Annotated in this window: 23 protein-coding genes and 1 riboswitch; of the genes, 20 read left to right on the plus strand and 3 right to left on the minus strand. The window is 59.3% G+C overall.

All coding sequences use genetic code 11. From position 1 onward, the window contains the following. Positions 1-9 precede the first annotated feature (9 nt). Genes pduC through pduA form a run of 3 tightly spaced genes read right to left on the minus strand, consistent with a single transcriptional unit; the run spans position 10 to position 2,786 of the window. A complete protein-coding gene (gene pduC / locus ABLV11_RS08260; protein WP_004105132.1) occupies positions 10-1,674 on the minus strand; it encodes a propanediol dehydratase large subunit PduC in 1,665 nt (554 codons plus the stop codon). Between the two features lie 18 nt (positions 1,675-1,692). Beyond that, on the minus strand, positions 1,693-2,505 hold the full coding sequence (pduB, locus tag ABLV11_RS08265) for a propanediol utilization microcompartment protein PduB (protein ID WP_004105122.1): 813 nt from the start codon (positions 2,503-2,505) through the stop codon (positions 1,693-1,695). Then, the gene (gene pduA / locus ABLV11_RS08270) at positions 2,502-2,786 is read right to left on the minus strand and encodes a propanediol utilization microcompartment protein PduA (RefSeq protein ID WP_001183618.1); all 285 of its coding nucleotides are present in this window, start codon (positions 2,784-2,786) and stop codon (positions 2,502-2,504) included. Before pduA ends, pduB begins: the two co-directional genes overlap by 4 nt. A 525-nt stretch (positions 2,787-3,311) precedes the next feature. Here pduA and pduF point away from each other — a divergent pair. The 20 genes from pduF (at position 3,312) to cobU (ending at position 20,419) form a co-directional block, all read left to right on the plus strand. After that, positions 3,312-4,112: a propanediol diffusion facilitator PduF gene (pduF, locus tag ABLV11_RS08275; RefSeq protein ID WP_004105118.1), complete on the plus strand. Its 801-nt coding sequence runs from the start codon at positions 3,312-3,314 to the stop codon at positions 4,110-4,112. A 188-nt stretch (positions 4,113-4,300) separates the two neighbouring features. Next, entirely contained in the window at positions 4,301-5,212 is a 912-nt protein-coding gene (pocR, locus tag ABLV11_RS08280) for a regulatory protein PocR (RefSeq protein ID WP_064370267.1), read from the plus strand. 290 nt (positions 5,213-5,502) lie between these two features. Next, positions 5,503-5,671: riboswitch (cobalamin riboswitch) on the plus strand. 87 nt (positions 5,672-5,758) lie between these two features. After that, positions 5,759-7,138: a cobyrinate a,c-diamide synthase gene (locus ABLV11_RS08285; protein WP_004105113.1), complete on the plus strand. Its 1,380-nt coding sequence runs from the start codon at positions 5,759-5,761 to the stop codon at positions 7,136-7,138. Beyond that, positions 7,135-8,094: an adenosylcobinamide-phosphate synthase CbiB gene (cbiB, locus tag ABLV11_RS08290; RefSeq protein WP_126489499.1), complete on the plus strand. Its 960-nt coding sequence runs from the start codon at positions 7,135-7,137 to the stop codon at positions 8,092-8,094. Before ABLV11_RS08285 ends, cbiB begins: the two co-directional genes overlap by 4 nt. Positions 8,095-8,104: 10 nt before the next feature. Then, a complete protein-coding gene (locus tag ABLV11_RS08295) occupies positions 8,105-8,737 on the plus strand; it encodes a cobalt-precorrin-8 methylmutase (protein WP_004105109.1) in 633 nt (210 codons plus the stop codon). Beyond that, positions 8,734-9,873: a cobalt-precorrin-5B (C(1))-methyltransferase CbiD gene (gene cbiD / locus ABLV11_RS08300; protein WP_023330004.1), complete on the plus strand. Its 1,140-nt coding sequence runs from the start codon at positions 8,734-8,736 to the stop codon at positions 9,871-9,873. Before ABLV11_RS08295 ends, cbiD begins: the two co-directional genes overlap by 4 nt. Then, entirely contained in the window at positions 9,867-10,472 is a 606-nt protein-coding gene (locus tag ABLV11_RS08305) for a cobalt-precorrin-7 (C(5))-methyltransferase (protein ID WP_004105105.1), read from the plus strand. The genes cbiD and ABLV11_RS08305 overlap by 7 nt, the downstream gene beginning before the upstream one ends. Continuing rightward, positions 10,462-11,031 (plus strand): decarboxylating cobalt-precorrin-6B (C(15))-methyltransferase, encoded by a 570-nt coding sequence (locus tag ABLV11_RS08310; RefSeq protein ID WP_004105104.1) that lies wholly within the window; start codon positions 10,462-10,464, stop codon positions 11,029-11,031. Before ABLV11_RS08305 ends, ABLV11_RS08310 begins: the two co-directional genes overlap by 11 nt. Continuing rightward, a complete protein-coding gene (locus ABLV11_RS08315) occupies positions 11,024-11,797 on the plus strand; it encodes a cobalt-precorrin-4 methyltransferase (RefSeq protein WP_004114994.1) in 774 nt (257 codons plus the stop codon). The genes ABLV11_RS08310 and ABLV11_RS08315 overlap by 8 nt, the downstream gene beginning before the upstream one ends. Continuing rightward, positions 11,778-12,833, plus strand: a complete 1,056-nt coding sequence (cbiG, locus tag ABLV11_RS08320) for a cobalt-precorrin 5A hydrolase (RefSeq protein WP_004114992.1) — start codon at positions 11,778-11,780, stop codon at positions 12,831-12,833. Before ABLV11_RS08315 ends, cbiG begins: the two co-directional genes overlap by 20 nt. Then, positions 12,833-13,558, plus strand: a complete 726-nt coding sequence (locus tag ABLV11_RS08325) for a precorrin-3B C(17)-methyltransferase (protein ID WP_004105101.1) — start codon at positions 12,833-12,835, stop codon at positions 13,556-13,558. The genes cbiG and ABLV11_RS08325 overlap by 1 nt, the downstream gene beginning before the upstream one ends. After that, positions 13,555-14,340: a cobalt-precorrin-6A reductase gene (locus tag ABLV11_RS08330; protein ID WP_004105100.1), complete on the plus strand. Its 786-nt coding sequence runs from the start codon at positions 13,555-13,557 to the stop codon at positions 14,338-14,340. The genes ABLV11_RS08325 and ABLV11_RS08330 overlap by 4 nt, the downstream gene beginning before the upstream one ends. 10 nt (positions 14,341-14,350) lie before the next feature. Then, positions 14,351-15,145, plus strand: a complete 795-nt coding sequence (locus ABLV11_RS08335) for a sirohydrochlorin cobaltochelatase (RefSeq protein WP_126489498.1) — start codon at positions 14,351-14,353, stop codon at positions 15,143-15,145. Continuing rightward, entirely contained in the window at positions 15,142-15,855 is a 714-nt protein-coding gene (locus tag ABLV11_RS08340) for a cobalt-factor II C(20)-methyltransferase (RefSeq protein WP_004105097.1), read from the plus strand. The genes ABLV11_RS08335 and ABLV11_RS08340 overlap by 4 nt, the downstream gene beginning before the upstream one ends. Continuing rightward, entirely contained in the window at positions 15,852-16,589 is a 738-nt protein-coding gene (cbiM, locus tag ABLV11_RS08345; RefSeq protein WP_004105094.1) for a cobalt ECF transporter S component CbiM, read from the plus strand. The genes ABLV11_RS08340 and cbiM overlap by 4 nt, the downstream gene beginning before the upstream one ends. A gap of 1 nt (position 16,590) precedes the next feature. Continuing rightward, the gene (locus ABLV11_RS08350) at positions 16,591-16,872 is read left to right on the plus strand and encodes an energy-coupling factor ABC transporter substrate-binding protein (protein WP_004105092.1); all 282 of its coding nucleotides are present in this window, start codon (positions 16,591-16,593) and stop codon (positions 16,870-16,872) included. Next, on the plus strand, positions 16,859-17,536 hold the full coding sequence (locus ABLV11_RS08355; RefSeq protein WP_126489497.1) for an energy-coupling factor ABC transporter transmembrane protein: 678 nt from the start codon (positions 16,859-16,861) through the stop codon (positions 17,534-17,536). The genes ABLV11_RS08350 and ABLV11_RS08355 overlap by 14 nt, the downstream gene beginning before the upstream one ends. A gap of 8 nt (positions 17,537-17,544) precedes the next feature. Continuing rightward, positions 17,545-18,360 carry an energy-coupling factor ABC transporter ATP-binding protein gene (locus tag ABLV11_RS08360; RefSeq protein WP_004105088.1) on the plus strand — a complete coding sequence of 272 codons (816 nt, stop codon included), beginning with the start codon at positions 17,545-17,547 and terminating at the stop codon, positions 18,358-18,360. After that, positions 18,357-19,880 (plus strand): cobyric acid synthase, encoded by a 1,524-nt coding sequence (locus ABLV11_RS08365; RefSeq protein ID WP_126489496.1) that lies wholly within the window; start codon positions 18,357-18,359, stop codon positions 19,878-19,880. The genes ABLV11_RS08360 and ABLV11_RS08365 overlap by 4 nt, the downstream gene beginning before the upstream one ends. Continuing rightward, positions 19,874-20,419, plus strand: coding sequence for a bifunctional adenosylcobinamide kinase/adenosylcobinamide-phosphate guanylyltransferase (gene cobU / locus ABLV11_RS08370; protein ID WP_004105085.1), 546 nt, complete (start codon positions 19,874-19,876; stop codon positions 20,417-20,419). The genes ABLV11_RS08365 and cobU overlap by 7 nt, the downstream gene beginning before the upstream one ends. The last annotated feature ends 16 nt before the right edge of the window (positions 20,420-20,435 follow it).

Below are 20,435 nucleotides of genomic sequence, written 5' to 3' on the forward strand. Positions count from 1 at the left end.
TCTCACCCCTTAATCAATCTCGTTGGGATCAAGAGCGCCAGGGATGTTTTTAATCTCTTCCCAGCGTTCGCCCTGCAGGCGATAGCCCGTTGCCGGACCGGCATAGTCGTTAACATCGTTGACGGCTGACAGCACCTGCCCATCGCCGACGATAATTGCGGAGGTATGCAGATAGTCTCCGGTCAGCTTGGCTTTCTGGATGTTGAGCATGTCCTGGGCCACGTCGGTGAACCCGCCCTGCGCCAGCGCTTTCACTACTTCCAGGCCGTTGCGGTTTTTATTGATGATTTCCTGGGCGAACTTGATGTCTTCGACGATGTTGCGCTCCGGCATATCTTTCGAACCGTGGGCGTAGGTCGCGGCTTCCACTTCTTCATCGGTAATCGGCGGCAGCCCCATTCCGGCAAAAACGGCCTGCAGCGCGCGGGCAGCCTTATTACGGATGGCGATAACATCTTCTTCGCGAACCGGACGCAGACCGCCGTCCACCTTCAGGTCGCGCTGGATGACGTTGTAGTCGTCAAAGTCTTCGGCATCTTCGTTGGAACCGGCGAACATGTTGTCGTAGTTCGGCACCGCGGAATAACCGGAAGAGATAAAGTCGGTCCCCGGCAGAAACTGCATCAGCAGGCGCGCGGTACGACGCATATCGGAGTGGGTGAAGGTCTGGTCGTTACTGGAGGCGCACTCCAGATCCAGCGACGAACAGATCAGGTTTTCCGCCAGCACCGCGCGAATGCCGGAAGGCACCGCAGACGGCACGCCGATGCAGCTAACGGAACCGTTTTGCAGGCCCTGTACGCCCGCGGCTTTGGTGATGTAGATGCAGCGCGCTTCCAGGTAAAGCATGGATTTGCCTTCGGCGTAGCCCATCTGCACTTCGGAGCCGGAGCCGGAGGTGAAGCGCATTTTCAGACCGCGAGAGGCGTAGGAGGAGGCTAAGAAACCCTTCGACCACGGCGTGTCGTCGCCGTCGGTAAAGACCGGTTCGGTACCGTAGACGGAGATGGTTTCGGCGTAGCAGGTGTGGCCCAGCATGCCGAGCTTCAGCTCGGTGGCTTCTTCCAGCGAGCACTGAGTCAGTACGCCCGGACGGCCTACCTGCGAGCCGACCAGCAGCGCGATGGCGTTGAACGGCGCGTAGCGCGCTACCGCAACGGTGGTTTCCTGTTCGTCAAATCCGCGCCATGCGCCTTCGGCGGCGTCGGCGGCAATCTGTACCGGGTTATCTTTGACGTTGGTGACGTGCGCCTGCTGGGATGGGGTGCGGCGGGCGCGCATTTTCTGCATCGCCATCATCATCTCAACGACGTTCATATGCGAAACCACTTCGACAATTTTTGCCGGCGTCATCGCGGTGGTCAGCGGGACGATTTCGCTGCGTTTAACGTTCGGATCGCACAGCATGTTGGCCAGCTTAACCGAATCCATCGCCATCACTTCTTCGGCGCGATTCAGGTTAATGCCGTAGCGGGCGATAAAGTGGTCGATCAGGTCAAAATCGCTCACCGGTTTCCCGTCCAGCTCGGTCACCGCGCCGTTAACGATTTTTATCGACGGTTTCGGATCGTTCGGGCTTTCCATCGCGATAAAGCCTTCTTCGATCCACTCCTTAACGAAGCCGTCCTGATTCACAGGGCGTTTCGCCAGTGCTTCAAATCTTTTCGATCTCATGAATCAGCCTCGTGGGTATCAGATGTAGGACGGGCGATCGTTTTTCGGTTCAGAACCGAGGGTCGCAAGGACGGTTTTACCGATTTCGCGCGCGGAGGTGACTGCCTGGCGGACCGCGCCGGAGTCGCCGGAAATCACCAGGATGGCTTCGTTACTGAAGCTGGTGCCGTGCGCCGGAGAGCTATACGCCACGACTTCTACGTTGGCTGACTTCAGGGCGGTATCGGCCATCAGCACGCCAACGGAGGCCGGTGCGCCGACGATAATGCCGCAGGCGCGGCCAATCGGCGCGCCGAAGGCTTTTTCCAGGGCGTAGCTGGCGCGGGCGGTGTACTGCAGCTCGATATGTCCGGCTTCATTGCCGTAAACATCGCCGAAGGTGCGGTCGAGCTCTTTCAGCGCAACTTCAATCCCGCGCTTAACGTCGGAAACGTCGTTGCCGCCTAAAATAATCAGCGAACCGTGGCCTGCACCGCCCTTGGTATCGCGCGGAAGCTCAATGCTGACCACTTCGGTGTTGGTGGCTTTCACCGCTTCGTCCGCCGCCATAATGTGCGGGCCTGCGCCGGTACGGGCGCCGAGAATGCCGATGGAGCGATAGCGCTTTTCAAGCTTCATCGCGTCCAGCAGGGCGGTATCGACGTTGGCGATAACCAGACCCAGGGTGTCGCCAATGGCGGTCCCGACAAATTCCGTTAAACTGCAGCTTTTTTCTGCCATAGCCGTCTCTCGTATTGGATGGTTTTCAGTAGGGATGGCCTGCTGTTCCGGCGTTGCCACGCGGGCAATCACCTGAGCCATGATCTGTTCAACCAGCTCATTGCTGCTCATTGGCTAATTCCCTTCGGTAAGATTTTTTCTACATCGGTGTGAGGGCGTGGGATGACGTGTACGGCTTTCACTTCACCCACGTTACGTGCGGCGGCGGCACCCGCATCGGTGGCCGCTTTTACCGCGCCAACATCGCCGCGCACGATGACGGTTACCAGCCCGGAGCCAATCTTTTCATAGCCCACTAACATCACATTGGCTGACTTAACCATTGCATCAGCGGCCTCTATGGCTGCGGTTAAGCCTTTGGTTTCTACCATTCCTAGTGCTTCTTGTTGCATAAAGACCTCGCATGGAGTGTTCCGATAGTTGGGACTATAAGAAGATGCGAGGAAAAAGAATGGCTGACTTCAATTTGATGGTGAAAAAATAGTGGGTGTTGGATAATATAAAATTGTCGTTTATTTATTTAAATATTTGATTTTATTTGTTATTTTTATTTTCGCTTATGTGATTATCTTGTTTTGTATATTCCATATTTACAAATTTGTTCATGACGATTTTAATTTTATCTGCTATGCGCGAGAAACTGATTTGTGATGTTTGTTGGAAAACGATGAGTTGGTTTTAGCAATATTTTTGCATGCCATGGCGGTGGCATAATTGCGAAAGCCGCGCGTGAGCAATGCAATTCTGAGTTATTTAATGACAATAATTTGTTATTGATGCCCGAATTTTCCGGAGGCTGCCGTCAGCAGGTTGCCAACAATTTGCGGACGGGAGTTCATATAGTGGTGCCCGTTGTACTCTACTGCCAGCAGGATGTTGGCTGGTCAGGACACGAACTCTGCTAAGAAGGTGTCATAATGAATGATTCGTTAAAAGCGCAATGTACCGCCGAGTTTTTGGGCACCGGGTTATTTTTGTTTTTCGGCATCGGCTGCCTGAGCGCGTTAAAGGTGGCGGGAGCCAGCCTCGGACTGTGGGAGATATGCATTATCTGGGGGTTGGGGATCTCGCTTGCCGTGTATCTGACTTCGGGGATCTCCGGCGGGCATCTCAACCCGGCGGTGACCGTCGCTTTATGGCTGTTTGCCTGCTTTCCCGGACGAAAAGTTTTCCCCTATATCGTTTCACAGGTTGCCGGCGCCTTTGGCGGCGCGGTGCTGGCCTATGTGCTGTACAGCACGATGTTTACCGAGTTTGAATCCGCCCACCATATCGCGCGCGGCAGCGTAGAGAGCCTGCAGCTGGCGAGTATTTTCAGCACCTACCCGGCGGCATCGCTGAGCATCTGGCATGCGGCGCTGGTTGAAGTGGTGATCACCTCCATGCTGATGGGGATGATTATGGCGCTGACCGACGACGGCAACGGCGTACCGAAAGGGCCGCTGGCCCCGCTGCTGATCGGCCTGCTGGTGGCGGTAATTGGCGCTTCAACCGGGCCGCTGACCGGCTTTGCGATGAATCCGGCGCGTGATTTTGGGCCGAAGCTGTTTACGTGGATGGCGGGTTGGGGCGATATCGCGATGACCGGCGGAAGGGATATTCCGTACTTTATTGTGCCGATTATTGCGCCACTGATCGGCGCTTGTCTCGGCGCGGCCATCTATCGTTATCTGATTGGTAATAATCTACCGTGTAATACCTGTAAATTAGAGGATTAAGGTCACGGCTGAAATAGCCAAAAATTTTCATGAACCGGTATCACGAACTCGCCAAAAACGTCTCCCACGGATGGGAGACTTTTGCTATCGTATTATTCTTTTATCGTTGGCGGCAATTGATGATGAAAGGAAGTAAATATTAAAGAAATGTTTTATTTATAACAAAAAATTAACTGAGAGGTTTTATCATGATTTCTGCGAGCACACTGAACTCAGAACTCATTAATAAAATCGCACAGGATTTTGCGCAGGCCACCAGTCTGGCGGTGGTGGTCGTCAATATTCATGGTGATGAAATATCTGAACTGTTTAACTTCACACCTTTTTGCCAGCTGATGCGCCAGCATCCCCAGCACAGCACCCGCTGTCGAATGAGCGACCGCTGCGGCGGGCTTGAGGCGTCTAAAACCGATCAGCTCTGTATCTACCGCTGCCACGCCGGGTTAACCGATTTCTCCATTCCTCTGGTCATTGCCGGGCACCTTGTGGGCTTTGTGCTTTGCGGCCAGGTGCGCTTAAGCAACGATGTTGAACTGGTCGATATCCTCAACGTGGATGACCGCTGGCAGGCCGACCCTGAGCTGCTTAAAGCGTTTCGCGACGTGCCGGAAATGGACTACTCCAGAGTGATTGCTTCTGCTGATTTACTGAAGCTCATCGTCGAAAACTGCCTTAAAAAACAGCTCAACTTTGTGGTGATTAAAGATAATCCCCAGCAGCCGGAACCTGCGCGCGCCAGCCGCGTTGCCAGCCCTCATGACAGCAAAATGAAGAAGGCGCTGCGCTACATTGATGCCCATTTATCCGACGAGCTTCGCCTGGAAGACGTCGCCGCTCACGTTTATCTCAGCCCCTATTACTTCAGTAAGCTGTTCAAAAAATATCAGGGTATTGGCTTTAATGCCTGGGTGAACCATCAGCGGATGGTGAGCGCCAAAGAGCTGCTTTGCCACAGCGACTGGAGCATCGCCAGCATTGCGCGGAATTTAGGATTTTCGCAAACCAGCTATTTTTGCAAAGTTTTTCGCCAGGCCTATCAGGTGACTCCGCAGGCCTATCGCCAGCAAATTAACGCCAGATCACAAACTGAGTCATTTTAAATGACAATAATTTGTTATTGCCGATTTTTGTTATGCCCGCGTATATGGCTCATTATAAAATGAAAATATCTCATTCAGAGCAATAAATTGTCATAGCGCAACAAAATAATAATGAGAGAACGATAAGCTGCACCAGTTTTTATTTATTTGATGAGATAGAGTGATATCCGAAATGGCTTTCAGCGCGCCATCGGCGTAATGAAACGGCTTTGGTAATTAAAAATTAAACACGACGGGAGCCATCCTGCTTCCGTAAGATGTTCCGGGAATCATTCGAGTGGGTTTCATCCCGCTCGATAAAATCGACAGGCGCCAGGGAAGGGGGTGTGAATCCCCCGCAGCCCCCGCTGCTGTGATGCTGACGAACCCATATTTAGCCACTGATCTGCTTACCGGATTGGGAAGGATGGGGGAGGACGACGCTAAGCCAGAAGACCTGCCTGTCGGTAATAATCAACAACTTCGGTGGGAAGTGGGTTGCTCAGATGCGTACAGTCGAAAGACTGGGAATGCACGCAGCCCTACCACCCGGCACAGGATCGGGGTATGGCAGCCAGGCAGCACGCATTCATTCTTGCAGGTACCGGCAGCGGTTGTGGTAAAACTACGGTCACGCTTGGCCTGCTCAGCCTGTTGAAGCAGCGCGGCATGCGGGTTCAGCCCTGCAAAGTCGGCCCGGATTACCTCGACACCGGCTGGCACACCGCCGTCAGCGGCGTCGCTTCCCGCAACCTCGACAGCTTTATGCTCCCGGAGCCGGTGCTTAACGCGCTATTTTGCGAACAGATGCAGCGGGCGGATATCGCGGTCATTGAGGGCGTGATGGGGCTGTATGACGGCTTCGGTACCGACCCTGGCTACTGCAGCACCGCCGCGATGGCTAAACAGCTCGGCTGTCCGGTTATTTTGCTGGTAGATGGCAAAGCGGTTTCCACCTCCATCGCCGCCACGGTGATGGGATTTCAACACTTCGACCCCAGTCTTAACATTGCCGGCGTTATCGTCAATCGCGTCAACAGCGAAAGCCATTATCAGCTTCTCAAAGGCGCCATTGAACGCTACTGCGAGCTGCCGGTGCTCGGCTACGTACCGCGAGTGGAAGGGGTGGCGCTACCCGAACGCCATCTGGGACTGGTTACCGCCCGCGAGTCGCTGGTTAACCAGCAGCCGTGGCGCGATTTTGCCCAAACGCTGGCGCAAACGCTGGATATTGAACAGCTTCTTACCCTCAGCCAGCTCTCCATCCTACCCGCCGGGGAGTGGCCGACGCTGCCGTCCCCTGATGCTGGCGCGGGCCTGACGCTGGCGCTGGCCGACGACGAGGCCTTCAACTTTTACTACCCGGATAACCTCTCGCTGCTTGAACGCTGCGGAGTGAATATCGTGCGCTTCAGCCCGCTGCACGATAGCGAGCTTCCACCGTGCCAGATGATTTGGCTCGGCGGCGGCTATCCGGAAATTCATGCTGCCGCGCTGGCGGCCAATACGCCGATGCTGGCGCAGCTGCAGGAGGCGCACCGGCGCGGGGTGGCGATTTACGCTGAATGCGGCGGTCTGATGTATCTCGGCAGCTCCCTGGAAGACGCCAACGGTGATATCTACCCGATGGCCAACCTTATTCCCGGCCATAGCAAAATGGGCAAACGGCTTACCCGCTTTGGCTACTGCGAGGCGCGAGCTATGCGCAAAACGCTGCTGGCGGCGCCGGGCGAAACCCTGCGCGGACATGAATTTCACTACTCGGATTTTACTCCCGAGTCCCCGGCGGTTCTGGCCTGCCGCAAGGTCCGCGACGGTATGACCCTTCAGCAGTGGTCCGGCGGCTGGCAGGTGGGCAACGCGTTCGCCAGCTATCTGCACCTGCACTTTGCGCAGCGCCCCACCATGCTCAACCACTGGCTGGCTGCGGCAAGGAGCGCGCTATGACGCTACTGGCATGGGGCGTTGCCTGGCTTCTCGATTTTATCATCGGCGATCCGCAAAGCTGGCCGCATCCGGTGCGCTGGATTGGCAACCTGATCGCCGCCGTTCAGCGCGGCGTGCGCCGCTATTGCCGTAGCGATGTTGCCTTGCGCATCGGCGGCGGGGTGATGTGGATAGTTGTAGTCGGACTGACGTGGGGCGTCTGCTGGGGCGTGCTGACGCTGGCGCAGAGGATTCATCCGTGGCTTGGCTGGCTGGTTGAGGTCTGGATGATTTTCACCGTGCTGGCCGGACGCTGTCTGGCGCAGTCGGCGCGGGACGTCGAGCGACCGCTGCGCGCGGGGGATCTGGCGGAAAGCCGTAGCAAGCTGTCATGGATTGTCGGGCGCGACACGTCGCAGCTTGCGCCGCAGCAGATTAATCGCGCGGTTGTTGAGACGGTGGCGGAAAACACCGTTGACGGGATTATCGCGCCGCTCTTCTTCCTGCTGCTCGGCGGCGCGCCGCTGGCGATGGCCTATAAAGCGGTCAACACCCTGGATTCGATGGTCGGCTATAAGCACGAAAAATACCGCGCCATCGGCATGGTTAGCGCTCGCCTTGATGATGTCGCCAACTTTATCCCCGCTCGCCTGAGCTGGCTGCTTATCAGCCTCGCCGCTCTCCTCTGTGGTGAAGCGAGTGGCCGCGCGTTGCGCATCGGCTGGCGCGATCGCTACAACCACAGCAGCCCAAACTGCGGATGGTCGGAGGCCGCCGTCGCCGGGGCGCTCGGCATCCGGCTTGGCGGCCCTAACGATTACTTTGGTCAGTGCGTGGAGAAGCCGTGGATTGGCGAGGCGACGCGCGACGTTTCCGTAGACGATATTTCCCGAACGATTCGACTGATGTGGGTGTCTTCGACCCTGGCGCTGGCGCTGTTTATGGCGATCCGGTTCTGGCTGGTCGGCGCAGCCTGAGGACAAATGAATGCACTATATCCAGCAACCGCAGGCGATTGAGGCGAAAAGCTTCGACATTATTGGCGACATTATTGCGCAGACCCGCCCGGACTACCGCTTTGCCAGCCCGCTACACGAAGCCATTATCAAGCGGGTGATCCACACCACCGCCGATTTTGACTGGCTGGATATCCTGTGGTTTTCTCCCGACGTGCTTCCTCGCTTAAGCGCCGCCCTGAGCCAGCCCTGCACGCTTTATACCGATACCACCATGGCCCTTTCCGGGATCAATAAAACTCTGCTGGCGAAATTCGGCGGCGAGTGCCGCTGCTATATCAGCGATCCGCGCGTGGTGGCGGAGGCCAAAGCGCAGGGGATGACCCGCTCGATGGCGGCGGTCGATATTGCGGTTGCCGAAGAGGGCGAGAAGGTGTTTGTTTTCGGCAATGCGCCCACCGCGCTGTTTCGTCTGCTGGAGCATGATGTCGCGGTCAACGGCGTGATTGGCGTGCCGGTCGGCTTCGTCGGCGCGGCGGAGTCGAAAGACGCCCTGACGCAGAGCGGCCTGCCGGGCATTGCCGCGCTGGGTCGTAAAGGCGGCAGCAACGTCGCCGCCGCTATCGTCAACGCCATTTTATACCACTTACAGGGGGCGAGATGAGCGAGCAATCCTTCGACGCCCCGGTGTGGCACAACGGTAAGGCGCTGCGTAAAGGCTATACCACCGGATCCTGCGCGACGGCGGCGGCAAAGGTCGCGGCGCTGATGGTGATGCGCCAGCACCTCATTCATCAGGTCTCCATTGTGACTCCTTCCGGCGTCACCCTGTGTCTTAACGTCGAATCGCCGCACGTCGAAGGGCAGCAGGCGATCGCCGCGATTCGTAAAGACGGCGGCGATGACGTTGACGCCACCCACGGCATGCTGATTTTCGCTCGCGTGACGCTCGACGACTCCGGCGAGATAACCCTGCGCGGCGGCGAAGGTATCGGCACCATCACCCGTAAAGGAATCGGCCTGCCTATCGGTAGCCCGGCGATTAACCGCACCCCGCGCCACACCATTGAGTCGGCGGTGCGCGAAGCGATAGGCCCGTCGCGCGGGGCGACGGTAGAGATTTTCGCCCCGGAGGGCGAGGAGCGGGCGCAGAAAACCTATAACTCGCGGCTGGGGATCCTGGGTGGTATCTCGATTATCGGCACCACCGGTATCGTGACGCCGATGTCGGAAGAGAGCTGGAAGCGTTCGCTGTCGCTGGAGCTGGAAATTAAGCGCGCGGCGGGGCTGGAGCGGGTGGTGCTGGTGCCGGGCAACCACGGTGAACGCTTCGTACGCGAGCAGATGGGCATCGACTCGCAGGTGGTGGTCACCATGAGCAACTTCGTCGGCTACATGATTGAAGAGGCCGTCCGCCTCGGGTTCCGTCAGATTGTGCTGATTGGCCATCCCGGCAAGCTGATTAAAGTCGCCGCCGGGATCTTCCATACCCACAGCCATATCGCCGATGCGCGCATGGAAACGCTGGTCGCGCATCTGGCGCTGTTGGGGGCGCCGCTGGCGCTGCTGCAACTGGTGAGCGAATGCGATACCACCGAAGCGGCGATGGAGCACATTGACGCGTACGGTTTTCAGACTATCTATAACCATCTTGCTGAACGCATCTGCCTGCGGGTGATGCAGATGCTGCGTTTTACCAAAACGCCGCCCGTCTGCGACGCCATCATGTTCTCCTTTGATAACAAGGTCCTCGGCAGCAATCGCCCGGTGGCCGAGATTGCGCGGGAGATGTCATGTTAACGGTGGTTGGCATGGGGCCGTCAGGCCTGCATTTGATGACGCCGGCGGCGCAAGATGCGGTCGCCAGTGCGGATGCGCTGGTAGGCGGTAAGCGGCATTTACAGCAGTTCCCGGAGTTTGACGGCGAACGGTTTGCGCTGGGCGCCAATATTGCCGAACTGCTGGTCTGGCTCGGCGAACGCAAAGCGCAGAAGGTGGTGGTGCTGGCCTCCGGCGACCCGCTGTTTTACGGCATCGGTACGCGGCTGATAGCCCACTTTGGCATCGAGCGCGTACGCATTATCCCCGGCATCAGCGCGGTGCAGTATCTCTGCGCGAAGGCCGGTATTGATATGAACGATATCTGGCTGACCAGCAGCCACGGGCGAGACGTCTGTTTTGATGAGCTGGCGCGTCAGCGCAAGGTGGCGATGGTGACCGACGGGCGCTGCGGGCCGCGGGAAATCGCCGCCCAGCTGGCGGCGCGGGGTAAAGGGTATCGCTGGATGGTGATTGGCGAAAATCTGGCGATGGATAACGAGCGGATCCACTGGCTACCGGTCAGTGAGGTCGACGGCGAATATGAGATGAACGCGGTGGTGATCCTCGATGAAAGATGAGCTTTTTCTGCGCGGCGAGAAGGTGCCGATGACCAAAGAGGCGGTTCGCGCGCTGGCGCTGGCCAAACTTGAACTGCACCGGGCAAGCCACCTGATTGATATCGGCGCCGGTACCGGCAGCGTGTCGATTGAGGCGGCGCTGCAGTATCCCTCTTTGCAGGTAACCGCCATCGAACGCAACCCCGCGGCTCTCCGGCTGCTGGACGAAAATCGCCAGCATTTCACCTGCGGCAATATTGAGATCCTGCCCGGTGAAGCGCCGATGGTGATTACCGAGCGGGCCGACGCCATTTTTATGGGCGGCAGCGGCGGCCGTCTCGACGAACTGATTGACTGGTCGTGGCAGCAGCTCTATCCCGGTGGCCGTCTGGTGATGACTTTTATCCTGCAGGAGAACCTGAACGCGGCTCTCGACTATCTGCAGCAGCGGGGGATTACACAGATTGATTGCCTGCTGCTGAACGTTTCATCGCTGACCGCGCTGGGCAGCGGCCACTATTTCAAACCGAATAATCCCGTTTTTGTTATCGCCTGTCAGAAGGAAGAAAACCATGGCTGAGACATTTGACCCCCGTAGTGTGTGGTTCGTTGGCGCAGGGCCGGGCGACCGTGAGCTAATTACCCTCAAGGGCTACCGCTTGCTGCAGCAGGCCCAGGTGGTGATCTACGCCGGGTCGCTGATAAACACCGAGCTGCTGGAGTATTGTCCGCCCGGCGCCGAGTGTCACGACAGCGCCGAACTGCATCTGGAGCAAATTCTCGACCTGATGGAAGCCGGCGTTAAAGCCGGGAAAACGGTAGTGCGTTTACAGACCGGGGACGTGTCGCTGTATGGCTCGGTCCGCGAGCAGGGTGAAGAGCTGACCAAACGCGGTATCGACTGGCAGGTGGTGCCGGGCGTCAGCGCGTTTCTGGGCGCGGCGGCGGAGCTGGGCGTCGAGTACACCGTGCCGGAAGTCTCCCAGAGCCTGATCATCACCCGCCTTGAAGGGCGCACGCCGGTGCCGGCGCGCGAGCAGCTTGAATCATTTGCCAGCCACCAGACTTCAATGGCGATTTACCTTTCCGTGCAGCGCATTCACCGGGTAGCGGAGCGCCTGATTGAAGGCGGCTATCCAGCAACCACGCCGGTGGCGGTGATCTATAAAGCGACCTGGCCGGAAAGCCAGACCGTACGCGGTACGCTGGCGGATATCGGCGACAAGGTACGCGAGGCGGGGATCCGCAAAACGGCGCTCATTCTGGTCGGGAATTTCCTGGGCTCTGAGTATCACTACTCAAAACTCTACGCGGCGGACTTTAGCCATGAATACCGTAAAGCCTGAATCAATCGCACTTTTCTGCCTGACGCCAGGGGGCGTTCGGCTGGCGAAACGGCTGGCGGCGATGCTGCCGTTAACCTGCTTTACCAGCGAGAAGCTGCTGGAAGAGGGTTTTCTCCCCTTTGAAAACGGTTTTGCCAGCGCCGCGCGCGAGGCCTTCAGCAGCTATTCGGCGCTGATTTTCATCGGCGCCACCGGGATCGCGGTACGCGTGCTGGCCCCGCTGGTCAATGATAAGTTCAGCGATCCGGCCGTGGTGGTGATCGACGAACGCGGCCAGCACGTCATTAGCCTGCTTTCCGGCCATGCGGGGGGCGCGAATGCCCTCAGCCGCTATCTGGCCGGGATGCTCGGCGCCGACCCGGTGATCACCACCGCCACCGACGTCAACGAGTTGGCGGCCCTGGATACGCTGGCATTCCAGCTTAATGCCCGGATGAGCGACTTCCGCGCGGCGGTGAAAACCGTCAACCAGATGCTGGTCAGCCATCAGCGCGTCGGTCTGTGGTGGGACGAAGAGCTGGATGAAGACGTCCGCCACTGCGACCGGCGGGGGTTTATCACCGTGGCCGATCTGCACCAGCTTCCCGAGCTGGATGCGCTGGTCTGCGTCACGCTGCGCAACGAACTGCCGCCGATCGCCGTGCCGCACTGGAAGCTGGTGCCGCAGCGGGTGGTCGCCGGAATTGGCTGCCGCCGCGATACGCCATTCCCGCTATTAGCGGCGCTGCTGGCGCGCCAGCTTGAGGCGCAGCGCCTGGATCCGCTGGCGCTGAAAGCTATCGGCAGCGTCACGCTGAAGAAGCACGAGCAGGGGCTGATTCAGCTGGCTTCCTGCTGTCGCGTACCGTTCGAAACCTTTCCCGCTGATGCCCTGCGCGAGCATGAGCATCACTTTCCCGCTTCATCGTTCGTCAGAAAAACCGTCGGCGTGGGGAGCGTATCCGGTCCGGCGGCCTGGCTGCTGAGCCATGGGCAACTGTTAGGCGAAACCCTGCGCGAACAGGGCGTCACTATTACTTTGGGAGTTTCACACTGATGTTAAGCGTAATCGGAATCGGCCCTGGCTCGCAGTCCATGATGACCATGGAGGCCATTGAAGCGCTGCAGGCGGCGGAAATCGTCGTTGGCTATAAGACCTACACGCACCTGGTGAAAGCCTTTACCGGCGATAAGCAGGTGATTAAAACCGGAATGTGCAAAGAGATTGAGCGCTGCCAGGCGGCGATTGAGCTGGCGCAGGCCGGGCATAACGTGGCGCTGATCAGCAGCGGCGATGCCGGTATTTACGGCATGGCCGGACTGGTGCTCGAACTGGTCAGCAAGCAGAAGCTGGATGTGGAAGTCCGCCTGATCCCGGGGATGACCGCCAGCATTGCCGCCGCCTCGCTGCTGGGCGCGCCGCTGATGCACGACTTCTGCCATATCAGCCTCAGCGACCTGCTGACACCGTGGCCGGTGATTGAAAAACGCATTGTCGCCGCCGGGGAAGCCGACTTCGTGATCTGTTTTTACAATCCGCGCAGCCGCGGCCGCGAGGGCCATCTGGCGCGCGCCTTTGAGCTGCTGTCGGCCAGTAAAAGCGCGCAGACCCCGGTGGGGGTCGTGAAATCCGCCGGACGTAAAAAACAGGAGAAATGGCTGACCACCCTGGGGGAGATGGATTTTGCACCGGTCGATATGACCAGCCTGGTGATCGTCGGCAACAAAGCGACGTATATCCAGGATGGCCTGATGATCACGCCGCGAGGCTACGTGCTGTGAGCCACGGCGAGGTGCTGGTGATGGGCGGAACCAGCGACGCGAGGGCGCTGTGTCAGCAGCTTGACGCGGCGCAGGTCCCCTACACCCTGTCGGTGGCGACGCCCACCGGCCAGCAGCTGGCGGGGGATATTCGCGGCCAGGTGCGCTGCGGGCGCCTCGAGCTGGAGGAGATGATCGCCTGGCTGAAAGCTAACCGGACCCGCTGGGTGATCGATGCTTCGCACCCCTACGCCGAAGCGGTAAGCCGCAATATCGTCCGGGCCTGTGAAACCGCCGGCGTGCTGCTGAGCCGCTATCAGCGCCCAGAGCAGCTGAGCGGCCTGACGCATCCGCTGCTCTATACCGTGGAGAGCATTGAACAAGCCTGCGAGGTGGCGCGGCGTTTCGGCCAGCGCGTGCTGCTCACCACGGGAAGTAAAGATCTGGCGCGCTGGCGGGCGGGATTAGGTGACAAAACGCTGCTGGCCCGGGTGTTGCCGGTCGCTGATGTCATCGCGCAATGCGCCGCGCTGGGGTTTGGCGTTGGCGAGATTTTCGCCCTGTGCGGGCCGTTCAGCGCCGCGTTCAACGCCGCTTTTTACCGCCAGTGCCGGGCCGACGTGGTGATCACCAAAGCCTCCGGTGCCGAAGGCGGCTATCAGGAAAAAGTACAACCCTGTCTGGATGCCGGTATCCCCTGCATCGTGATTACGCGCCCGGCGCCGCTGGTGACGGGTGAAGAGTTACTGGAAAGTCAGGCTGCCTTTGCCCGGCGCTTATCGCGCTGGCTGGCCGCTGCTTAAGGAGTCAGAAATGAAAAAAGCGCTTCTGGTGGTCAGTTTTGGCACCAGCTATCCCGACACCTGTGAAAAGAACATCGTCGCCTGCGAGCGCGAGCTGGCGGCCAGCTGTCCGGACCGCGACACGTTTCGCGCCTTCACCTCCGGGATGATTATCCGCAAGCTCAAACAGCGCGACGGTATCGAGATTGATACGCCGCTGCAGGCATTGCAGAAGCTGGCCGAGCAGGGCTACCAGGATGTGGCGATTCAGTCGCTGCACATTATCAACGGCGATGAGTATGAAAAGATCGTCCGCGAAGTGCAAAGCCTGCGCCCGCTGTTCCTCCGCCTGACGCTGGGGGCGCCGCTGCTGAGCAGCCATAACGATTATGTCCAGCTGATGCAGGCGCTGCGCCAGCAGATGCCGCCGCTTGCTGCCGATGAAACGGTGGTCTTTATGGGCCACGGCGCCAGCCATCACGCTTTCGCCGCCTACGCCTGTCTGGATCATATGATGACGGCGAAGGGATTTCCGGCGCGGGTCGGCGCGGTCGAGAGCTATCCGGAAGTCGATATTCTTATCGATAGCCTGCGCCAGCAGGGGGTGAAGGGCGTGCACCTGATGCCGCTGATGCTGGTGGCCGGCGATCACGCCATTAACGATATGGCCTCGGACGAAGAGGACTCCTGGAAAACGCTGTTCAACGCCGCCGGTATTACGGCGACGCCCTGGCTGAACGGACTGGGAGAGAATCCGGCGGTGCGCGCAATGTTCGTCGCTCACCTGCAGCAGGCGCTGAGCCTGGCAATCGAGGAGGCGGCATGAGTGGCAAACTATATGCCTTAAGTACCGGCCCTGGCGCCGCCGACCTGATCACCGTGCGCGCGGCGCGGGTGCTGGGCACGCTGGACATTCTCTACGCGCCCGCCGGACGTAAAGGCGGCGACAGCCTCGCGCTCTCCATCGTGCGCGAGTATATCGGCGAACGGACCGAAGTACGCTGCTGCCATTTCCCGATGAGCGCCGACAGCGCGGAAAAAGAGGCGGTGTGGGATGAGGTTGCCGCCGCGCTGGTTCAGGAAGTGGAAGCGGGCAAGCAGGTCGGCTTTATTACCCTCGGCGACGCCATGCTGTTCAGCACCTGGGTGTTCTTACTCCAGCGTATCGGCTGCCCGGAGTGGCTGGAGATTGTTCCCGGCGTCACCTCTTTTGCCGCCATTGCCGCGCGTTCAAAAACGCCGCTGGCCATGGAGCAGCAATCGCTGGCGGTGATCTCCTGCACCGCGCCGGAAACGGAAATCGAGCAGGCGCTGCGCCAGCATGAAAGCCTGGTGCTGATGAAAGTGTACGGGCGGTTTCCCCGCATCAAAGCGCTGCTGGCGAAAAACGGTCTGCTGGATGCCGCGCTGATGATGTCTGAAGCCACGCTGCCGGGCGAGCAGTGCTGGCGCCATCTCAATGACGTCAGCGACGACCAGCCGCTGCCCTATTTCTCGACCATTCTGGTCAATAAACAGTGGGAGTATGCAGAATGAAACTTGAACAACAGCTAAAACAGCTGTCTTTCAGCGGGTTAGCTGCGGCGCTATTGCTGATAGTGGTTCCCGAAAAGGCTTTCGCGATGCACATCATGGAGGGTTTTTTACCGCCGATGTGGGCCCTGGCATGGTGGCTGCTGTTTTTACCCTGCCTGTGGTACGGGCTGGTGCGCCTGCGCCGCATTGTGCAGGAAGATAACAATCAGAAGGTGCTGCTGGCGCTGTGCGGGGCGTTTATTTTTGTCCTCTCGGCGCTGAAAATTCCTTCCGTAACCGGCAGCTGTTCCCACCCGACCGGCGTCGGCCTGGCGGTGATTCTCTTCGGGCCTGGCGTGGTGGCGATCCTTGGCGCCATCGTACTGCTGTTCCAGGCGCTGCTGCTGGCGCACGGCGGGCTGACGACGCTCGGCGCGAACGGGATGTCGATGGCGGTCATCGGGCCGGTGGTCGGCTATATGGTGTGGAAAATGGCCTGCCGCGCGGGCATTCGCCGCGACGTCGGGGTGTTTCTCTGCGCGATGCTGGCGGATCTGGTGACCTACTTTGTCACCTCCGTACAGCTCGGCGTGGCCTTTCCGGATCCTGCCGCCGGCGCGACCGGATCGATCGTCAAGTTTATGGGGATATTCTGCCTGACGCAGATCCCGATCGCCATTGCTGAAGGGCTGTTAACCGTCATGATCTACGACCAGTTGACCAAACGTCAGCTGATTACCGCACAGGGGCATTAACATGAAAAAGACGCTGATATTGTTCGCCATGGTGGTGGCGCTGGTGATCCTGCCGTTCTTTGTCGATCACGGCGGCGAATTCGGCGGTTCAGACGGCGAGGCGGAGAGCCAGATTCAGGTGGTCGCGCCGCATTATGAGCCGTGGTTCCAGCCGCTGTACGAACCGGCTAGCGGAGAAATTGAGAGCCTGCTGTTTACGCTCCAGGGCTCTCTCGGCGCGGCGGTAATTTTCTATATTCTGGGCTACAGCAAAGGCAGACAGCGCCGTGATGACCGGGTTTGACCGACTCAGCTATCAGAGCCGCTGGTTTCACGTCGCACCGGAGCGCAAGTTCCTGTTCTGGCTGCTGCTGATGGTGCTGGCTTTTACCCTGCCTCCGCTGGGGCAGGGTATCGAAATGGCGCTGATTGCCGCCTTAACCTGCTGGCTGCTGCGGGTCTCGCCGTGGCGCTGGTGCCGTTGGATGGCGCTACCGTTTGGCTTCCTGCTGATCGGTGTGCTGACCATTCTGTTCAGCGTTAGCCGCAATCCGCAGGATCTGCTGGTGAACCTACCGCTGGGCAGCGTCTGGCTGGGCATGACGTCGGAGGGGTTGACGACCGCCAATCAGACCTTCTGGCGCAGCCTGGCGGCGCTGGCGTCCACCTTCTGGCTGGTGCTGAATCTGCCGTTCCCGCAGCTTATTTTGCTGCTCAAGCGCGGACGGGTACCGCGGCTGCTGACCGAGCAAATCCTGCTGACCTGGCGCTTTATTTTTATTCTTTTAGACGAAGCGCTGGCGATTCACCGTGCGCAAACATTACGTTTTGGCTACCGTAGCGTGCCGAAGGGCTATCGTTCGCTGGCGATGCTGGTAGGACTGCTGTTTACCCGGGTGATGATTCGCTACCAGCAGATGAGCACCACGCTGGATATCAAACTGTATCAGGGTGATTTTCACCTTTAAGGATAAGTATGCTTGCCACGACCGATCTCTGGTTTCGCTATCAGGACGAGCCGGTGCTGAAGGGGCTGACGCTGGATTTTTCCCATCACGCCGTGACCGGACTGGTAGGGGCGAACGGCTGCGGAAAATCCACGCTGTTTATGAACCTGAGCGGTCTGCTGCGCCCGCAGAGCGGGGCGGTGCTATGGCAAGGAAAACCGCTGGACTACAGCAAGCGCGGCCTGCTGGCGCTGCGTCAGCAGGTGGCGACCGTTTTCCAGGACCCGGACCAGCAGATTTTCTATACCGATATCGACAGCGATATCGCCTTTAGCCTGCGGAACCTGGGCGTAGCGGAAGAGGAAATTGCCCGCCGGGTGGACGATGCCCTGACTCTCGTCGATGCCCAGGGGTTTCGTCACCAGCCGATTCAGTGCCTGAGCCACGGGCAGAAAAAGCGCGTGGCGATAGCCGGCGCGCTGGTGCTGCAGGCGCGCTATTTACTTCTCGACGAGCCGACGGCGGGGCTCGATCCTTCGGGACGCGCGCAGATGATCGACATCATTAAGCGTATTGCCGATCGGGGCAACCACGTGGCGATCTCCAGCCACGATATCGATCTGATCTATGAAATCAGCGATGCGGTTTACGTGTTACGCCGCGGCGAAGTGCTGGCGCACGGCGAACCCGGGGAGGTGTTTGCCCGCAGCGAACTGATGGCCCAGGCCGGGCTCACCCAGCCGTGGCTGGTGAAACTGCACGCGCAGCTCGGGCTGCCGCTGTGTAAAACCGAAGAAGAATTTTTTACGCGGATGCGAAGCAACGCGATGAAGGAGGCGTCATGACGCTGGCAATTATGTTACAGGGCACCGCTTCTGACGTCGGCAAAAGCGTGCTGGTCGCGGGGCTGTGCCGCATCTTTTATCAGGACGGGCAGCGCACCGCGCCGTTTAAATCGCAGAATATGGCGCTCAATTCCGGTATCACGCCGGATGGCAAAGAGATGGGCCGCGCGCAGATTTTCCAGGCCGAAGCGGCGGGTATTATCCCGGATGTGCGCATGAACCCGGTGCTGCTTAAGCCAACCAGCGACCGCAAAGCGCAGGTGGTGCTGATGGGCAAGGTGGCGACCGATATGGACGCGGTGAGCTATCACGAATATAAACCGCGCCTGCGGGAACAGATCCTCGCGGTTTATAACAGCCTGGCCGCCGAACATGATGTGCTGGTGCTGGAAGGGGCAGGAAGTCCGGCGGAGATCAATCTGCGCGATCGCGACATCGTCAATATGGGCATGGCCGAGATGGCCCAGTGCCCGGTGATCCTCGTGGCGGATATCGATCGCGGCGGCGTATTCGCCTCTATCTACGGCACGCTCGCGCTGCTGCACGATCGCGAGCGCGCGCGGGTCAAGGGCTTGATTATTAATAAATTTCGCGGCGACGTGGCGCTGCTGTATTCCGGGATCGAGCAGATAGAAGCGCTCACCGGCGTCCCGGTGCTCGGCGTCATGCCGTGGCTGGATGTCGATCTTGAAGATGAGGACGGCGTCGCGCTGCAAAAAGGGAAATATCTGCGCACCGACAGGCGCGATATTGAGATTGCCGTGATTCAGGTGCCGCACATCTCCAATTTTACCGATTTCAACGCGCTGGCGGCGCAGCCGGACGTCCGCGTCCGCTATGTTCGCCAGCCGCAGGAGCTGGCGGGCGTGGATATGGTGATCCTGCCGGGCAGTAAAAATACGCTCGGCGACCTGGGCTGGCTGCGCGAGAGCGGCATGGCGCATGCGGTACTGCAGGCCCGGCGTCAGGGCGTACCGGTGCTGGGGATCTGCGGCGGCTATCAGATGCTCGGCGAAACCATTATCGATGAGGTAGAGTCGGGGCTTGGCACGCAGCCGGGGCTGGGGTTGCTAAATACCGTCACCCACTTTGCGCAAAGCAAGACGACGACCCAGGTAACGGCAACCCTGGCAACAGCGCTGCCGGCGTGGCTGGCGGCAACGGCGGGGCTGGCCGTAAGCGGCTACGAAATTCATATGGGCGAAACCGAGCTGCGCGACGGCTGCCGTTCGCTGATGCAATTACATAAAGGCGGCCTGAGCGTGGCGGACGGCGCGGTCAGCGATGACGGCCTGGCGTTTGGCACCTATCTGCACGGCCTGTTCGATAGCGATGCATTTACCCGCGCGCTGGTTAACGGCCTGCGCCAGCGTAAAGGGCTGGCGGCGCTGGATAGCGATTTCGAGTATGCACAGTATAAATCGCGCCAGTTCGATCTGCTGGCGGACGCGATGCGTCAGCATATTGATATCGAAAAAATCTACGCCATCATGCGCCAACATCAGGAGCCCGTATGCTGACTTTAGTGACCGGCGGGGCGCGCAGCGGTAAAAGCCGCCATGCCGAAGCGCTGATCGCCCATGCGCCGCAGGTACTGTATATCGCCACCTCGCAGGTCTTTGATGACGAGATGGCGGCGAGGATCCAGCACCACCGCGACGGCAGGCCCGCGCACTGGCGCACCGCCGAGCGCTGGCAGCAGCTTGATGAGCTGATCACCCCGGATATCGCCCCAGAGGAGGCGATTTTGCTGGAATGCATCACCACCATGGTGACCAACCTGCTGTTTGCGCTGGGGGGCGACAGCTCGCCGGACGGCTGGGATTATGCGGCGATGGAGCGGGCGATCGACGCCGAAATCGCGGTACTGATTGCCGCCTGCCAGCGCTGCCCGGCCCGCGTGGTGCTGGTGACCAACGAGGTAGGGATGGGGATTGTGCCGGAAAACCGTCTTGCCCGCCATTTCCGCGATATCGCCGGACGCGTCAACCAGCGCCTTGCGGCGGCGGCAGACGAGGTGTGGCTGGTGGTGTCGGGCATTGGCGTAAAAATCAAATAGGCCAGGCGCGCCGTAA

It is taken from the genome of Klebsiella sp. GW_Kp181 (genome assembly GCF_040062315.1).
Lineage (GTDB): Bacteria > Pseudomonadota > Gammaproteobacteria > Enterobacterales > Enterobacteriaceae > Klebsiella > Klebsiella oxytoca.

Bases quoted from the DNA above. Each gene is read 5' to 3' on its own strand.
- ABLV11_RS08365 (WP_126489496.1), top strand. From the start codon at position 18,357: ATGACGCTGGCAATTATGTTACAGGGCACCGCTTCTGACGTCGGCAAA.
- ABLV11_RS08340 (WP_004105097.1), top strand. From the start codon at position 15,142: ATGAGTGGCAAACTATATGCCTTAAGTACCGGCCCTGGCGCCGCCGAC.
- cbiM (WP_004105094.1), top strand. From the start codon at position 15,852: ATGAAACTTGAACAACAGCTAAAACAGCTGTCTTTCAGCGGGTTAGCT.
- ABLV11_RS08295 (WP_004105109.1), top strand. From the start codon at position 8,105: ATGCACTATATCCAGCAACCGCAGGCGATTGAGGCGAAAAGCTTCGAC.
- ABLV11_RS08350 (WP_004105092.1), top strand. From the start codon at position 16,591: ATGAAAAAGACGCTGATATTGTTCGCCATGGTGGTGGCGCTGGTGATC.
- cbiB (WP_126489499.1), top strand. From the start codon at position 7,135: ATGACGCTACTGGCATGGGGCGTTGCCTGGCTTCTCGATTTTATCATC.
- ABLV11_RS08325 (WP_004105101.1), top strand. From the start codon at position 12,833: ATGTTAAGCGTAATCGGAATCGGCCCTGGCTCGCAGTCCATGATGACC.
- ABLV11_RS08335 (WP_126489498.1), top strand. From the start codon at position 14,351: ATGAAAAAAGCGCTTCTGGTGGTCAGTTTTGGCACCAGCTATCCCGAC.
- cbiD (WP_023330004.1), top strand. From the start codon at position 8,734: ATGAGCGAGCAATCCTTCGACGCCCCGGTGTGGCACAACGGTAAGGCG.
- cobU (WP_004105085.1), top strand. From the start codon at position 19,874: ATGCTGACTTTAGTGACCGGCGGGGCGCGCAGCGGTAAAAGCCGCCAT.
- ABLV11_RS08355 (WP_126489497.1), top strand. From the start codon at position 16,859: ATGACCGGGTTTGACCGACTCAGCTATCAGAGCCGCTGGTTTCACGTC.
- ABLV11_RS08310 (WP_004105104.1), top strand. From the start codon at position 10,462: ATGAAAGATGAGCTTTTTCTGCGCGGCGAGAAGGTGCCGATGACCAAA.
- ABLV11_RS08305 (WP_004105105.1), top strand. From the start codon at position 9,867: ATGTTAACGGTGGTTGGCATGGGGCCGTCAGGCCTGCATTTGATGACG.
- pduC (WP_004105132.1), bottom strand. From the start codon at position 1,674: ATGAGATCGAAAAGATTTGAAGCACTGGCGAAACGCCCTGTGAATCAG.
- ABLV11_RS08285 (WP_004105113.1), top strand. From the start codon at position 5,759: ATGGCAGCCAGGCAGCACGCATTCATTCTTGCAGGTACCGGCAGCGGT.
- ABLV11_RS08360 (WP_004105088.1), top strand. From the start codon at position 17,545: ATGCTTGCCACGACCGATCTCTGGTTTCGCTATCAGGACGAGCCGGTG.
- pduB (WP_004105122.1), bottom strand. From the start codon at position 2,505: ATGAGCAGCAATGAGCTGGTTGAACAGATCATGGCTCAGGTGATTGCC.
- cbiG (WP_004114992.1), top strand. From the start codon at position 11,778: ATGAATACCGTAAAGCCTGAATCAATCGCACTTTTCTGCCTGACGCCA.
- pduA (WP_001183618.1), bottom strand. From the start codon at position 2,786: ATGCAACAAGAAGCACTAGGAATGGTAGAAACCAAAGGCTTAACCGCA.
- pduF (WP_004105118.1), top strand. From the start codon at position 3,312: ATGAATGATTCGTTAAAAGCGCAATGTACCGCCGAGTTTTTGGGCACC.
- ABLV11_RS08315 (WP_004114994.1), top strand. From the start codon at position 11,024: ATGGCTGAGACATTTGACCCCCGTAGTGTGTGGTTCGTTGGCGCAGGG.
- pocR (WP_064370267.1), top strand. From the start codon at position 4,301: ATGATTTCTGCGAGCACACTGAACTCAGAACTCATTAATAAAATCGCA.